Source organism: Actimicrobium sp. GrIS 1.19, from assembly GCF_035984655.1.
In the GTDB taxonomy this organism is placed as follows: Bacteria; Pseudomonadota; Gammaproteobacteria; order Burkholderiales; family Burkholderiaceae_D; genus Actimicrobium.
The window spans coordinates 54848-71076 of the sequence record NZ_JAXCHT010000002.1 but is presented as its reverse complement, the minus strand read 5'-3'; the positions used below and the strand labels follow the sequence as shown (position 1 = coordinate 71076).

Sequence of the window (16229 nt, the reverse complement as noted above, 5' to 3'; positions counted from 1 at the left end):
AACGCGTTTTTTCTCTGATGTTGCGCAGATGCATTGCTCTCAAATTGGCTAAATGGTTTCCACCAATGCACTGTAATGCAATATGAACGGGATTCAAGGCGCGGTCTGCATGAATCTTTTTTGTAGTGAAATTACTTTCCCGCGAAGTAGTGTAAAGTGCATCATCCACCGCCAACCCTGCTCAACCATGACTGACAATCTCTTGACCGCCAGCCCGGCCTTCCGTCTGCTCCAGGCGCATCACGCCACGATGGGACAGGCCCGACTGCGCGACCTGTTCGCCGCTGCGCCCGACCGTTTCGCGCAATTTTCCACACGCGCGGCCGGCCTGCTGCTGGATTTCTCCAAGAACCGGCTGGACCAGACCACGCTAGACCTGCTGCTCGCACTGGCGCGTGAACGCCACGTCGAGACGCACCGCAATGCGATGTTCGCCGGTGAAAAAATCAATCGCACCGAGCAGCGCGCCGTGCTGCATACCGCATTGCGGGCGCCGCGCTCGGCCCATATGCAGCTCGACGGGCAGGACATCAGCGCCGATGTCCATGCCGTGCTGGCGCAGATGCAGGGCTTTTGCGAACGCGTGCGCAGCGGCAGCTGGCTCGGGCGCGACGGTCGCGCCATCACCGATATCGTCAACATCGGCATCGGCGGCTCCTACCTTGGTCCGAAGATGGTCTGCCAGGCACTGCGCACCCATGCGCACCCGCGCCTGACCAGCCATTTCGTCTCGAACGTCGACGGCCATGATCTGGCTGCCGTGCTGGGTCGGCTCGACCCGGCCACGACGCTGTTCATCGTCGCCTCCAAGACCTTCACCACGATCGAAACGATGATGAATGCGCATTCGGCGCGCAGCTGGTTCCTGCAGACCGGCAGCGAGGCGGAGCTGGCCAAACATTTCGTTGCGGTGTCCACCAACGACGCGGCGGTGCGCGAGTTCGGCATCGATCCGGACAACATGTTCCCGTTCTGGGACTGGGTCGGCGGACGCTATTCGATCTGGTCGGCGATCGGCTTGTCGGTCGCCGTGGCCATCGGCTTTGACGGCTTTACCGAGTTTCTGGATGGCGCGCATCAGATGGACGTGCACTTCCAGACCGCGCCGCTGGAACAGAACATGCCGGTGCTGCTGGCGATGATCGGCGTCTGGTACCGCAATTTCTTCGACAGCAGCTCGGTCTCGATTGCGCCCTACCATCAGGATCTGAGCCTGTTTGCCGGCTACCTGCAGCAACTCGACATGGAGAGCAACGGCAAGAGCGTGACCACCGCCGGTGAGGCGGTCAGTGTCGAGACGGGTCCGGTGATCTGGGGCGATACCGGCACCAACGGCCAGCATGCGTATTTCCAGTTGCTGCATCAGGGCACCCATCTGATTCCGATCGACTTCATCGCCGCGCTGCAGGCCGACCACAGCCTGCCTGGCCATCACGCCGTGTTGCTGGCCAACTGTTTCGCCCAATCCGAAGCCTTCATGCGCGGCAAGACCGCCGATGAAGTACGCGCTGATTTGCAGGCGCAAGGCCTGGCGGGTGATGCGCTGGAAGCCCTGGTCCCGCACAAGGTGTTCGCCGGCAATCGGCCGAGCAATACCATCCTGATGGAGCGACTGACACCGGCCGCGCTCGGCGCGCTGATCGCGTTGTATGAACACAAGGTGTTCGTGCAAGGGGTCATCTGGGACGTTAACAGTTTCGATCAATGGGGCGTCGAATTGGGCAAGGTGCTGGCCACGCACATTCACCGCGAACTGGTGGGCGACAGCACGCCCGCCACCCATGACAGCTCCACCAATGCCCTGATCGCGCTGGCCAAAGCAGCGCGCCTTCCGTAACCATATCCACTGACGACTCTCCACTATGGCACTTACCGATTTCGATCTCGTTCTGTTTGGCGGCGGTGGCGACCTGGCCATGCGCAAGTTGCTGCCCGCGATGTATGCACGCGACCGTGCCCGGGATTTGCCCGCCGGCGCGCGCATCATCTGCGTCGGACGGCATGACTGGAGCACCGCCGAATTTCTCGACGCCGTCGAGGCCAACGCCAAGCCGCATGTCACCGCGGTGATGGATGCGACGATCTGGCAGCGCTTTTGCCAGCGCATTACCTATGTCGCGCTGGATGCCAGCAGTCCCGACGGTTACGCCGCGCTGGTCGCCGCGGTGCGTGACGATGCCAGCCTGACCCGGGTGTTTTATCTGGCCACCCCGCCGACACTGTTCGCCACCATTTGCCTGAATCTGGCAGCCTGCGGCATGGCCACGCCAAACTCGCGCGTGGTGCTCGAGAAACCGCTGGGACGCGATCTGAAAAGCGCCAAGCAGATTAACGCCGACGTTGGCAGCGTCTTCTCGGAGGAGCAGATTTTCCGGATTGATCATTACCTGGGCAAGGAAGCGGTGCAGAACCTGCTGGCGCTGCGCTTTGGCAATGTGCTGTTCGAGCCGCTCTGGCGCCGCGAATGGATTTCCGATGTGCAGATCACGATCGCCGAGGAAATCGGCGTCGGCAGTCGCACCGGCTACTACGATACCTCGGGCGCACTGCGCGACATGCTGCAAAACCATCTGCTGCAGTTGCTGTGCATCGTCGCGATGGAACCGCCAACCTTGATCACGCCGGACGCGGTCCGGGATGAGAAACTCAAGGTGTTGCGCTCGCTGAAAAAATTCACGCCCGCCACCCTGTCACAGAACGTGGTGCGCGGCCAGTACCGCGCCGGCCACGTGAATGGCGTGGCGGTGCCCGGCTACCGCAAGGAACCCGGCGCCAATCCTGATTCGCAGACCGAGACCTTTGTCGCGGTGCGGGCCGAGATCGATACCTGGCGCTGGGCCGGCGTGCCGTTTTATTTGCGCACCGGGAAACGCATGGCCGATCAGCTGGCCGAGATCGTGGTGCGCTTCAAGGCGATTCCGCACTCGATCTTTGCGCAATCCACCGGCAGCTTCCAGCCCAACAGCCTGGTCATCCGGCTGCAACCGGATGAAGGCCTGCATCTGAATCTGATGGCCAAGACGCCGGGTGACAGCATGCGTCTGAAGCCGGTGGATCTGGAACTGGATTTCCGCGAGACCTTCAAGACCCCGCGCATGGATGCCTACGAGCGCTTGCTGCTGGACGTCCTGCGCGGCCAGCTCACGCTGTTCATGCGCAGCGATGAACTCGAGGCGGCATGGGAATGGGTCGAGCCGATTCTGGAGCAATGGGAGCAGGAGGAGAACGAACCGATTCCGTACACCGCCGGCACCTGGGGTCCGGCTGCCGCCAGCGCGCTGATCGGCCGCGACGGTTTGCAGTGGCGCGAAGAAGCGCTGCCCGAGATGTAAGCTGCCGACCCGCTCCGGACGAAATGACCGCACGGGATGTCGTGCAACCGATAAGGATTGTCGCTGGTATGCTGCTTGACTCGATTCGAACCCAACTTGACTCCTTGTCCAAATCGGAACGCAAGGTGGGACTGGCCGTGCTGCGCGACCCGACCCAGGCGATCTCCGGCAACATCACCGCCCTGGCCAAGAGTGCGCTGGTGTCCGAGCCGACCGTGGTGCGATTTTGCCGCGCCGTCGGCTTTGATGGCTGGCAGGAATTCAAGCTCAAGCTGGCGCAGGCCATGGCCGTAGCGCTGCCCGGCGCCGACGAAAACCTCACGCAAAGCGATCTGGCCTCCGATCTTGTCACCAAGATCTGCAGTCGCTCGATCAATGCGCTGCTGGACCTGCGCAACACACTCAATCCAGACGCCATCGAACGCGCATTGATCCTGCTGGCGCGCGCACAGAAGATCGAGTTTTACGGCCAGGGATCGTCCGGCGTGGTCGCCATCGATGCGCAGCATAAGTTCTTCCGCTCCGGCGTGCCGGCAGTTGCGTATTCCGATCCGCACATTCACAGCATCTCGGCCGCACTGCTGAAGAAAGGTGACGTGGTGGTTGCCATCTCGCAGCGCGGCAACAGCGTGGCCTTGCTACGCAGCGTGCAACTGGCACGCAAGGTTGGCGCGGACGTGATTGCGTTATCGCCGAGCGGCACGCCACTGGCAGAACTGGCTACCGTGCTGGTGCCGATCGATCTGCATTTTCATACCGACCCCTACACGCCGATTTCGGCGCGACTGGCACATCTGGTGGTGATCGACATTCTTGCAGTTGGTCTGGCCTTGCGGCGCGGACCAGAGTTTCGCAAGCAGATGCAAAATGCGCAGAAGGCATTGCAGAAAATCGACATGCAGTTCGATTCGTTCCTGCGGACTCCGCACAAGGTCGATAGCGACGCACAGTAGATGCGTCGTGGCAGGCGCGTATCGCGCGTCGTCAGGGCCGCAACACGATGGGGCGACTCGGCGGCGGCGCCGCTCCGATGCGCTCCTCATGACCATACCCTTCGAGCCGGTTGTACAGCGTCTTCAAACTGATTCCGAGCATTTCGGCAGCATGTTTCTTCACGCCGCCACACAGTGCCAGCGTCGCAAAAATGTACTGCCGATCCACTTCGGCCAACGACATGCCGACCGATACTGCCAGCGTTGGTCCGGTGAGTGGATTCGCGGCGAGGCTGTCTGACGGCGCCACGGTGTCAATGCGCTCGTCCGACAAAATGAACGCACGTTGCACGCAGTTGCGCAATTCGCGTACGTTGCCGGGCCAATGGTATTTCTTCAGGCCGGCAAGCGCGTCCCGGGAAAAAATCCGGTTGGTGCCGTGCAGGTCATTCAAGTCACCGAGAAATTCCTGGGCCAGCAGGATCACATCGTCATCACGCGCCCGCAATGGCGGCAGCCTCAACGGAAAGACGTTCAGGCGGTGGTACAGATCGAGTCGCAATTTTCCTGCCGCGATGGCTTCTTCGGGCTCACGATTGGTCGCGGCAACGAGACGCACATCGGTCTCGATTTCCTGCGTGCTGCCAATGCGCATGAAGCTGCCGTTTTCCAGCACCCGCAGCAACTTGACTTGCAGATCGGGTGACATTTCCGTGATTTCGTCGAGAAACAGGGTGCCACCGCTGGCCCGTTCGAAATAGCCTTTGTGCTGGCGATCGGCTCCGGTAAAACTGCCCTTCTCATGTCCGAAGATTTCACTCTCGATCAGCTGCGGCGAGATCGCACCGCAGTTCACCGGCATGCACGGGTGATTGCGACGCCGGCTCTGGTCGTGAATGGCGTGCGCAGCCAATTCCTTGCCGGTGCCGCTTTCGCCGAGCAGAAGAACCGGTACATCCGTTCGCGCCACCCGTGCGATCTGGTCTTGCAACTGTTGCATCGCAGAGGAATTGCCGCTCATGGGCCCGGGGCTGTGTCGGTCGGCCAGCGGATTCACCGCTGCGCCGCCATCGTCACAAAAATCCATCGCGCGCGGAACCCGCGACAGCAGCCCCTTGAGACGTCGAAAATTGATCGGCTTGGTCAGATAGTCGGTCGCCCCCAGGCGCAACGCATCGATTGCCGTTTCGACGCTGGCATAGCCCGTGATGAGCACAATCTCGGTGCTGTCGCGCAGCTTGATATCGTTGAACAGATCGATGCCATTGCCGTCCGGCAGTCTCAAATCGATCAGCACAAGATCGGGACGTTGCCGTCCGATCTGAATCTGCGCATCACGAATGCTGCCAGCCAGACTTGTCACGAAGCCCTCGGCGCTGACGATTTGAAAAAGCGCCTCGCGTGTATTGACGTCGTCATCGACAATCAGTGCGTGCACCATGATGGTCAAGCCTCTCGAAAAGCCGCGCACTTCCGCAGCTCAGGGCACCGTCCACCCGACCGCTGCGTCCAGCGCTGGCATTGGCAAGATCACGCGCTATTTTTTCAGTGCAATCTTGTTGTCGACCGACTTCACACCGTCGACCGCACCGGCAATTTTCTTTGCCTGTTCAATCTGATCGGCGGTGGCGGCGGTGCCGCTGAGCACGACGACGCCCTTGTCGGTCTCCACGCTGACCTCACTGCCCTTGACGACAGGATCGGTCAATAGCGCCGTTTTGATTTTGGTCGTAATGATGCTGTCGTCAATCACTGCCCCGGCGGACGCAACGGGAGCCGGGGTCGCCGCTGCGGGGGTTGGTGCTGTCTCGGGCGCTTTTGCCATTGGGGCACTGGCGGAGTCGCCGCTGCTTTTCGACGCGTCGGAAGACGGTGCGCCGGACTGGTCGGTGACCGGACGGCGATCACAACCGCCCAGCATGAGAATGGAAAGGCAAGCCAGTGCGAGTACCGAGGCGTATGGGCGAGTAAGCAAAGCCGTCGTCATGTGTATTCCTTTTCGAATGGAGCCAGCGATTCAATCAGGTTACCGTCGGGTCGGTTTGCCAGCTTTGATCCTGCACAAGAAGCGATGCGACTTGTATTTCCAATGGCAAACCGCCCAGCCGCATCGCGCGACCGTGTTCAGGCATCGGTCACAATCAGTCTAGTACCGGCTCATGCCGCCATCAAGGTTGGATCCATGCGCTCCAGCGCGGCCAGCAGCAAGGCCGGGTCGCCGCTGGCGAGGCGCTTCGAGTCCGACAATGTCTGCCGAAAACTGCGCGCACCTGGCAGGCCGGTCATCAAGCCGAGCATGTGGCGCGTAATGCTGTTCAGGCGCGGGCCGCCCTTGACCGCACCACCCTGCAACTGCTGGCGGATATACGGCAGCATTGCCGCGATGACCTCGGCGCGAGACCGGGGTTGCCGCGCATCACCGTAATACTTCGCATCGAACCCGGCCATCGAATACGGGTTGTGATAGGCCTCGCGGCCGAGCATGACGCCGTCGACATGCAGCAAGTGCAAATCGATCTCGGACTGGGTTTTGACGCCGCCATTCAGGATGATTTCAAGGTCGGGAAATTCGCGTTTGAGCTGGTACACCGCGTCATGGCGCAGCGGCGGAATCTCACGGTTTTCTTTCGGGCTGAGACCCTTGAGGATCGCATTGCGGGCATGCACGATAAAGGTTCGGCAACCGGCATCGGCCACGGCGCCGACGAAGTCGCGCATGAAACCATAGGATTCATTGTTGTCGATCCCGATGCGGTGCTTGACGGTGACGTCGATCGACACCGCGTCGCGCATCGCCTTGACGCAATCCGCGACCAGCGTCGGCTCGGCCATCAGGCAGGCGCCAAAGGCGCCTTTCTGGACGCGCTCGGACGGACAGCCGCAATTCAGGTTGATCTCGTCATATCCCCATTGCTCGCCAAGCCGGGCGCTGTGGGCCAGGTCGGCCGGATCGCTGCCACCAAGCTGCAGCGCGACTGGATGCTCCTCGTCATTGAAATCGAGGTGGCGCGCCACGTCGCCATGCACCAGCGCGCCCGTGGTGACCATTTCAGTGTACAGCCAGGTATGGCGCGAAATCTGACGATGGAAGACGCGGCAGTGCCGGTCTGTCCAATCCATCATCGGGGCCACGCTGACCCGACGGCCACGATAAGCGTTTGATTCCATTATTGTTTCAATGTTTTTTCCGAGGTTGGGATTATGCGGCAGTTTGGGCTTGCCTGTCGTGCTATCGCGTTTTGGCAAGTCCATTGGATGGAATGCCTGTCCGAAATCATGGCGCTGACCGGTCAATCGGTTTAGCATGGCTTCATTCCCCTCTTACATTGCCGCCCATGCTCAATACCGATCATTTCTGGATGCCATTTACGGCAAACCGTCAATTCAAGGCCGCGCCGCGCATGCTGGTGGCCGCCACCGGGATGCACTACACGACCGACGACGGACGACAGATTCTGGACGGCACAGCCGGTCTTTGGTGTTGCAACGCCGGCCACGCGAATCCAAAGATCGTCGAGGCCATTCGCACGCAGGCCGGCAAGATGGATTTTGCGCCGGTGTTCCAGATGGGTCATCCAGTGGCATTCGAAGCCGCCAGTGCCCTGGTATCGATTGCGCCGGAGGGATTGAACCGGGTGTTTTTTTGCAATGATGGATCGGAGGGCGTCGACACCGCGCTCAAGATTGCGCTGGCGTATCACCGCGTGCGCGGTGACGGGATGCGGCATCGCCTGATCGGACGCGAACGCGGTTACCACGGCGTGGGCTTTGGCGGCATCGCCGTCGGCGGCATTGCCGGCAATCGGAAACATTTCGGCCCGTCGCTGCCGGCGGTGGACCATCTGCGCCATCCGCTCAATATCAGCAAGAATGCCTTTTCAAAGGGCTTGCCGGAACATGGCGGCGACATTGCCGATGAATTTGAACAGCGCCTGCTGGCCTTGCACGACCCGGCCACCGTGGCAGCCCTCATCGTCGAACCGGTGCAGGGCTCGACCGGCGTCATCGTACCGCCGCAGGGCTACCTGCAGAAGCTGCGCGCCATCTGCGACAAGTACGGCATCCTGCTGATTTTTGATGAAGTCATTACCGGTTTTGGACGACTTGGCGCGCCGTTCGGCAGCGATTATTTTGGCGTTGTGCCGGACATGATCGTCTGCGCCAAGGGCTTGACGAATGGCACCGTGCCAATGGGCGCAGTCATTGTGCGGCAGGATATTCATGATGCATTCATGAGTGCGGCGCCCGACAACAGCATCGAATTCTTCCACGGCTACACCTACAGCGCCCACCCGTTGGCGGCGGCAGCCGCCGTGGCCACCATCGGGGTCTACAAGGACGAGCAACTGTTCGAGCGGGCCAACGCGATGGCGCCCTACTTCGAGCAGGCGGCCCACAGTCTGCGCGGCCTGCCCTACGTCAAGGACATCCGCAATCTGGGACTGGTCTGCGGCATCGAGCTCGACGGCGTTCCGGGCAAACCGGGCGCGCGGGCGTTTGACGTGTTCCTGAAAGCGTTCTGGGAAAAAGGCGTCCTGATCCGCACCACCGGCGACATCATTGCGCTGTCACCGCCGCTGATTATCGAGAAGGCGCAGATCGACCAATTGTTTGGCGCACTGGCCGAGCTCCTCAAGGCACAACAAGCCGTGCCAGCGCCTCAGACCGCACTGGCCTGATTGGCAGGACGGCGCAGCGCAACCAGTTCGTTGAACACGAGCGCGGCAACCACCAGCGCGCCGCCGGCCAGCGTTTCGTTGGCCGGGACTTCACCGGCGCCGAGCCAGGCCCAGATCGGACCGAGCAGGACTTCAATGAGGGCCAGCAATGCGATCTCCGGCGCGGCCAGCGAGCGCGAAGCGGCCACCATCAGCATGCACGGAAAGCCCAGCTGAAAGAAGCCCAGGATGGCAAGGATGCCGATGTCATGGGCCGACGCCTGCATCGGCAGGCTCAACGGCAACATCAGCAATGCCGATACCAGGCCACCCACCAGCACCGCCGGAATCAGATCGACGCGCGCGCCCGCCTTCTTCAGCACGATCACATTGATCGAGGATGCCAGCGGCACACCCAGTGCGATGCCCATGCCCAGCAACTGCCCGGCACTGACATGCGCCATCCCGCGTACGAACATCCACACCATCCCGACAAAGGCAACCGCAATCGCCAGCCAGGTGCGTGCCGCAATTTTCTGTCGCAGCAAGGCCCACGCCAGCAGCGCCGTCAGCAATGGCGAAATGCTCATGACCACCAGCGTGTTGGCCACGGTTGTCATGGTCAGGGCAATCATGAAGCAGCAAAACATCACCGCCCACATCAGCCCCGACAGCAACCCGACCGGACCAAGCGCCAGCACATTGGCGACGGCGCGCCCGCGCTTTTGCCACAGCAAGGCGCCGACGACAAACACGGCGGCAAAGAGACTGCGCCAGAACGTGACTTCAAAGCCCCGGGCGACCTCAAGATGACGCGTGAGCACACCGGCGATACTCCACAGCGTCGCGGCGCAGATCATGACCAGCACGGCACGGTTGTGCGAGAACGAAGAGGAAGCTAGCAAAGACATGGGCGTCACCTGAAATGAAAAGCCCGCTGGAGATCGAACAAATCGACCGGCAGCGGGCTTTTGAAAGCGTCGGCAGGACACACCGACGCACCATCGACAATTACGCGTCGCGGGTGGCCTTCTTGCGCTCATTCTCTTTCAGATAGCGCTTGCGCAGACGGATGCTTTTTGGCGTGATTTCGACCAGCTCGTCATCGGCAATGAATTCCACTGCGTATTCGAGCGACATCTGAATCGGCGGCACCAGGCGCACCGCTTCATCGGTACCGGACGAACGCACGTTGGTCAGCTGCTTGCCCTTGATCGGGTTGACCACCAGATCGTTGTCACGTGAGTGAATGCCGATGATCATGCCTTCGTAGACCGGATCGTTATGCACGACGAACATGCGGCCGCGATCCTGCAGTTTCCAGATTGCGTAGGCCACTGCTGCGCCATCGTCCTGCGAAATCAGCACGCCGTTGCGACGGGCAGCCATCTCGCCCTTGCTGTTGTCGACTGGTGCGTATTCGTCAAAAATGTGGCTCATCAAACCGGTGCCGCGGGTCAGGGTCATGAACTCGCCCTGGAAACCGATCAGGCCACGGGCTGGAATGCGGTACTCAAGACGCACGCGTCCCTTGCCGTCGGATTCCATGTTCTGCAGGTCACCACGACGACGACCCAGTTCTTCCATCACGCCGCCCTGGTTGACTTCTTCGACGTCAACCGACAGCAGTTCGAACGGCTCGTGACGCACGCCATCGACCATCTTGAACACCACGCGCGGACGCGATACGGCCAGCTCGAAGCCTTCGCGACGCATGTTTTCAATCAGAATCGTCAGATGCAACTCACCGCGACCCGAGACTTCGAAAATCGTATCGTCGTCGGTCGGCGCAACGCGCAACGCGACGTTGGCTTTCAGTTCGCGATCAAGACGCTCGCGCAACTGACGGCTGGTAACGAACTTGCCTTCGCGACCGGCCAATGGGGAATTGTTGACCATGAAGTTCATGGTCAGGGTTGGTTCGTCAACGATCAGCATTGGCAACGCATCTGGCAGCTCTGGCGAGCACACAGTGGTGCCGATGCCGAGTTCCTCGATACCGTTGATCAGGACGATGTCACCGGCAACGGCTTCATCGACCAGCACGCGATCGAGACCCTTGAAATTCAGCACCTGATTGACACGCGCCTTGATCGGGGTGGAGTCAGGGCCGTTCATGATGATCACGTCCTGCAGGCCGCGCACGCGACCACGGGTGATGCGGCCGATACCGATTTTGCCGACATACGACGAATAGTCGAGCGACGAAATCTGCAATTGCAACGGACCGTCCTGGTCGTCTTCGCGCGCTGGAACGTGGCGCAGAATTGCGTCGAACAGCGGCTTCATGTCGCCTTCGCGAACCGACGAATCGAGACTCGAATAGCCGTTCAGCGCCGAGGCGAACACGACCGGGAAATCCAGTTGTTCTTCGGTCGCGCCGAGTTTGTCAAACAGTTCGAAGGTGGCGTTGATGGCCCACTCCGGACGGGCGCCCGGGCGATCGATCTTGTTGACCACGACGATTGGCTTCAAACCGAGTGCCAGCGCCTTGCGCGTGACGAAACGGGTCTGTGGCATCGGGCCTTCCTGCGCATCGACCAGCAGCAGCACACTGTCGACCATCGACAGCACGCGCTCGACTTCACCACCGAAGTCGGCATGGCCTGGGGTGTCAACGATATTGATGTGGGTGCCTTCGTATTCGACGGCACAGTTTTTGGAGAGAATCGTGATGCCGCGTTCTTTTTCCAGATCATTCGAGTCCATCACGCGGGCATCGACTTGCTGGTTGTCACGGAAGGTGCCCGACTGACGCAGCAACTTGTCAACGAGAGTGGTTTTGCCATGGTCAACGTGAGCGATGATGGCGATGTTACGGATGGCGCGTTTTGTATTTGACATGATCTTTGTGGGCTTAATTCTTGCGGAGGTAAATACTGAATCAGTGCTTAATTCGGAAAACCGCGCATTGTAACATGCTGCGGTGCACGAATTAAGTCTGGCGTGTGACTTTTCGCTGAGTGTGACTGCGGGCCATTACAGCGCGGTTGAAATCAGGCGTTCCGGGGCGAGCACGCCGAACTCCTGCATCTGACCGGTGCCCAGCAAACCATTGTCGCTGGTGCGATAGACGCGCACGCGTCCGTCGGTTGCCGGCAACGCGATCTCTTCCTTGCCGAGCGAAATGCGCTGGCCGTGCAGAAAACGACGCGCCAGTTCATCCGGCAAGGACAGGATCGGAAAACTCGCCAGCAGTGCATCGACCGGCGCAAGCAAGGCAGTACGCTGGTCTTCTGCGCTATCGGCCAATTGCTCCAGCGTCACTGCGTTGTGCAGCAACAGTGCGCCGACCTGGGTGCGGCGCAGCGCCTGCAAATGCCCGCCGCAGCCGAGCGCCGCACCGATCTCTTCGCCCAGCACGCGAATATAGGTGCCTTTGCTGCAACGCACGCGCAGGGTCAGGAAAGGCGTCTGGAAATCAAGGAGCTCCAGCAGGTGGATGATGACCGGCCGTGCTTCCCGCTCCAGCGTAATGCCGGCGCGCGCGTATTCATACAGCGGCTTGCCGTCGCGCTTCAGGGCCGAGTACATCGGCGGCACCTGATTGATCGGACCGCGAAATTGCGCCAGAACGCGCTCGATCTGCTCGCGTGAGACGTCGACCGGCAGCGTCTCGACGATCTCACCCTCGGTGTCGCCGGTGTCGCTGCGCTGGCCCAGATGGACGACCGTTTCGTAGGTCTTGTCGGCATCGAGCAAATCCTGCGCGAACTTGGTTGCTTCACCAAAGCACAAGGGCAGCAAACCGGTTGCAAACGGATCGAGCGTGCCGGTATGTCCGGCCTTTTCGGCGTTGAGCAGGCGCTTGGCCTTGATCAGCACGTCGTTGCTGGAATGGCCGGCGGATTTATCCAGCAACAGCACGCCGTGCACCGGCACGCGTCTTCTTTTCGGGGGAAAGCTGGCCATTGCGACGATCAGGCCTGCCCGTCGTCTTTGGAACGGGTCGCATTGGCCTCGTCGATCAGACGCGACAATTCGATGCCGCGCGACGTCGAGGTGTCGTGCACGAAATGCAGCTCAGGCAAGGTATGCACCGTCAGGCGCCGACCGAGCTGGCCGCGGATATATCCGGACGCCTGCTTGAGCCCGGCGACGGTGTTCTGAATCGCCTCCTTGTCATCGCTGAGCATCGTGAAGAAGACTTTCGCGTGCGCGTAGTCAGGCGTCAATTGCACTTCGGTCACGGTGATCATGCCGACGCGCGGATCTTTCAGTTCGTAGGCGAGAATCTCGGCCAGGTCACGCTGGATCTGGTCGGCCACGCGGATACCGCGAACTGGGATGGTTTTGCTGTGCTTTGCCATGATGGGTAACTCTGAAAATTCGCCGGGATAACAGGCCGGTGGCCGGTTCAATTGCCCGTCGAGATGCTGCTCTGAAAATGAATCAGGCCTCGATCACCACATGATGTTACGCCTTCGCGTCTTGACATCATGCAGCCAACGAGGCCTGCGTTACTTGCACGTGCTGACAGCGCGTGATTACAGGGTACGGGCGATTTCCGTGACTTCGAAGATTTCCAGTTGGTCACCTTCCTTGATGTCGTTGAAGTTCTTCAGGGTCAGGCCGCATTCGAAGCCAAACTTGACTTCCTTGACGTCGTCCTTGAAGCGCTTGAGCGAATCGATTTCGCCGGTCCACAGAATCACGTTGTCGCGCAACAGTCGCGCCGACGCGCCGCGACGCACCAGGCCTTCGAGCACATAGCAACCGGCAATCGCACCGACTTTGCTGACCAGCAGGACCTGGCGAATTTCGACCAGACCCAGTGACTGCTCGCGCTTTTCCGGCGCCAGCATGCCCGACATCGCCGCCTTGATTTCGTCCACGGCATCGTAAATGATGTTGTAGTAACGAATGTCAACGCCATTGGCTTCGGCCAGCTTGCGTGCCTGTGCATCGGCGCGGGTGTTGAAGCCGATGATGACGGCTTTCGAGGCGACGGCCAGATTGACGTCGGATTCGGTAATGCCACCGACACCCGCATGGACCACCTGCACCCGCACTTCGGAAGTCGACAGCTTCTGCATCGAATGCACCAGCGCTTCTTGCGAACCCTGCACATCGGTCTTGATGATCATTGGCAGGTTCTTGACTTCGCCATCGGCCAGCTGGTCGAACATGTTCTCCAGCTTGGCAGCCTGTTGCTTGGCCAGTTTGACGTCGCGGAATTTACCTTGACGGAACAAACCAATCTCGCGGGCCTTGCGCTCGTCGATCATGACCATGACTTCTTCACCGGCGACCGGCACTTCCGTCAGACCCTGAATTTCGACCGGAATCGATGGACCGGCTTCACTGATGGCCTTGCCATTCTCGTCGAGCATGGCACGCACACGTCCGTATGCCGAACCAGCCAGCACCACGTCGCCGCGGCGCAAGGTACCTGATTGCACCAGGATGGTCGCGACCGGACCGCGTCCCTTGTCGAGTCGGGCTTCGATCACCAGACCACGGGCCGGGGAAGTCACCGGCGCCATCAGTTCCAGCACTTCGGCCTGCAGCAGCACGTTTTCCAGCAACGCATCGATACCTTCGCCGGTTTTGGCGGACACCGGGATGAACGGCGATTCGCCGCCGTATTCTTCCGGCACCACTTGCTCAGCGACCAGTTCCTGCTTGACGCGATCCAGATTGCCACCCGGTTTGTCGATCTTGTTGATCGCCACCACCAGCGGCACGCCGGCTGCCTTGGCATGCGCAATCGCTTCCTTGGTCTGCGGCATCACGCCATCGTCGGCGGCAACCACCAGAATCACGATGTCGGTTGCCTTCGCACCACGGGCACGCATTGCGGTAAAGGCTTCATGGCCTGGCGTATCAAGGAACGTGATCATGCCACGCGGTGTTTCGACGTGATACGCACCGATATGCTGGGTGATTCCGCCGGCTTCACCCGACGCCACTTTGGCGCGACGGATGTAATCCAGCAGCGAGGTCTTGCCGTGATCGACGTGACCCATGACGGTCACGACCGGGGCACGCGGCAGCATTTCAGCATCGACATGCTCGGCGCCGTTTTCAAGCAGCGCTTCCGGATCGTCAGCCTTGGCCGCATGCGCGGTATGGCCCATTTCCTCGACCAGGATCATGGCGGTTTCCTGATCCAGCACCTGATTGATCGTGACCATCTGGCCCAGCTTCATCAAATGCTTGATGACCTCGGACGCCTTGACTGCCATCTTGTGCGCCAATTCGGCGACAGTAATGGTTTCCGGCACCAGCACATCCTTGATGACGGCTTCGGTCGGGGCCTGGAAGTTCGACTCGCGCTCGTCACCGCCATGCGATGGACGACGGCCCTTCGGACCACCGCGCCATGCATCGCGTGCACCGCCGGTGTTGCCGCGGGTTTTGATACCTGCGCCGCGCTTCTTGGCGTCGTCCTGCCAGGTCGATGAGACGTTGGCTGACTTGATCGATTTCTTGTCGACCGCGACGACCGGCTTCTTCTCGTCCTTTTTATCGCCAGGCTTTTTGTCGGCCGGCTTGTGCAGGGTGCCTTCCGGCGCCTTGGCAACGACTGGAGGGGCAACCGGCTCAGGTGCCTTGATGGCGCGACGCGGCGCGTTCATCATGGCCTTGATCTGGGCGACTTCGTCGGCGACGACCTTGCGGGCGCGCTCGGTGGCAGCGGCTTTTTCCGTTGCTTCCCGGGCTACATCCTTGGCTGCCTGCGCTGCTTTTTTCTTGCCTTCTTCGGCATCGGCGCGCTTCTTCTCGTCGACTTCGGTTTCATCAGGCTTGGAAATGAGCACCGGCGCTTCGACCAGCGCGGCTTTTTGCGCTTCGAGTTCGGCCTTGTGGACCGCCTTGGCATGGGCGATCTTGTCGGCTTCGAGTTTGGCGAGATGTTCCTGCTTCTCGCGCAGGTCGGCTTCCTGGCGCGCAATCAGCTCGGCCTGGCGACGCACTTCTTCAGCGCGACGGGCAACTTCTGCTTCGTCGATGACGGGCGCAGCGGGCGCAACCACGACAGGTGGCGCGACCGGGGTTTCATCGCGCTGTACAAAGGTGCGTTTCTTGCGAACTTCGACCTGGATCGTGCGTGACTTGCCAGTAGCGTCAGCCTGCTTGATCTCGGTGGTTTCCTTGCGGGTCAGCGTGATTTTCTTTTTCTCGCTGTCGGTCGCCACGCCATGCGCGCGCCGCAGATGATCCAGCAGCTTGTCCTTGTCATCCTTGGACAATGCATCGTCACTCGTGCTTTTTTCTACGCCAGCAGCGCGCAGCTGAGTCAACAGCAAATCAGCCGGCATCTTCAGCTCGGTCGCAAATTGGGCTACGTTGTTACTCGCCAT

Annotated in this window: 12 protein-coding genes; 4 read left to right on the top strand and 8 right to left on the bottom strand. The window is 60.6% G+C overall.

Features of this window, described 5'->3' with window-relative positions; genetic code table 11:
- The first annotated feature begins 187 nt into the window (after positions 1–187).
- The 3 genes from pgi (at position 188) to RCH09_RS02070 (ending at position 4285) form a co-directional block, all read left to right on the top strand.
- Entirely contained in the window at positions 188–1837 is a 1650-nt protein-coding gene (gene pgi / locus RCH09_RS02080; RefSeq protein WP_326939373.1) for a glucose-6-phosphate isomerase, read from the top strand.
- 25 nt (positions 1838–1862) lie between these two features.
- Positions 1863–3332: a glucose-6-phosphate dehydrogenase gene (gene zwf, locus RCH09_RS02075; RefSeq protein ID WP_326939372.1), complete on the top strand. Its 1470-nt coding sequence runs from the start codon at positions 1863–1865 to the stop codon at positions 3330–3332.
- A 68-nt stretch (positions 3333–3400) separates the two neighbouring features.
- Positions 3401–4285, top strand: coding sequence for an SIS domain-containing protein (locus RCH09_RS02070; protein WP_326939371.1), 885 nt, complete (start codon positions 3401–3403; stop codon positions 4283–4285).
- Between the two features lie 31 nt (positions 4286–4316).
- On the opposite strand, the gene RCH09_RS02065 is transcribed toward RCH09_RS02070, so the two are convergent.
- From RCH09_RS02065 to dusA, 3 genes are all read right to left on the bottom strand, one after another.
- On the bottom strand, positions 4317–5705 hold the full coding sequence (locus RCH09_RS02065; protein WP_326939370.1) for a sigma-54-dependent transcriptional regulator: 1389 nt from the start codon (positions 5703–5705) through the stop codon (positions 4317–4319).
- A gap of 96 nt (positions 5706–5801) precedes the next feature.
- Positions 5802–6251, bottom strand: coding sequence for a BON domain-containing protein (locus RCH09_RS02060; protein ID WP_326939369.1), 450 nt, complete (start codon positions 6249–6251; stop codon positions 5802–5804).
- 170 nt (positions 6252–6421) lie between these two features.
- Positions 6422–7432 (bottom strand): tRNA dihydrouridine(20/20a) synthase DusA, encoded by a 1011-nt coding sequence (gene dusA, locus RCH09_RS02055; RefSeq protein WP_326939368.1) that lies wholly within the window; start codon positions 7430–7432, stop codon positions 6422–6424.
- Between the two features lie 167 nt (positions 7433–7599).
- Between dusA and RCH09_RS02050 the strand changes: the two genes are divergently transcribed.
- The gene (locus tag RCH09_RS02050; RefSeq protein WP_326939367.1) at positions 7600–8943 is read left to right on the top strand and encodes an aspartate aminotransferase family protein; all 1344 of its coding nucleotides are present in this window, start codon (positions 7600–7602) and stop codon (positions 8941–8943) included.
- Here the strand turns inward: RCH09_RS02050 and RCH09_RS02045 are convergent.
- The 5 genes from RCH09_RS02045 to infB form a co-directional block, all read right to left on the bottom strand.
- Positions 8925–9833 carry a DMT family transporter gene (locus RCH09_RS02045; RefSeq protein WP_326939366.1) on the bottom strand — a complete coding sequence of 303 codons (909 nt, stop codon included), beginning with the start codon at positions 9831–9833 and terminating at the stop codon, positions 8925–8927. The two genes, RCH09_RS02050 and RCH09_RS02045, sit on opposite strands and share 19 nt — an antisense overlap.
- Positions 9834–9933: 100 nt before the next feature.
- Positions 9934–11766: a translational GTPase TypA gene (gene typA / locus RCH09_RS02040; RefSeq protein WP_326939365.1), complete on the bottom strand. Its 1833-nt coding sequence runs from the start codon at positions 11764–11766 to the stop codon at positions 9934–9936.
- A 135-nt stretch (positions 11767–11901) separates the two neighbouring features.
- The gene (truB, locus tag RCH09_RS02035; RefSeq protein ID WP_326939364.1) at positions 11902–12834 is read right to left on the bottom strand and encodes a tRNA pseudouridine(55) synthase TruB; all 933 of its coding nucleotides are present in this window, start codon (positions 12832–12834) and stop codon (positions 11902–11904) included.
- 8 nt (positions 12835–12842) lie between these two features.
- Positions 12843–13232, bottom strand: a complete 390-nt coding sequence (rbfA, locus tag RCH09_RS02030) for a 30S ribosome-binding factor RbfA (protein ID WP_326939363.1) — start codon at positions 13230–13232, stop codon at positions 12843–12845.
- A gap of 177 nt (positions 13233–13409) precedes the next feature.
- A complete protein-coding gene (gene infB / locus RCH09_RS02025) occupies positions 13410–16229 on the bottom strand; it encodes a translation initiation factor IF-2 (protein WP_326939362.1) in 2820 nt (939 codons plus the stop codon).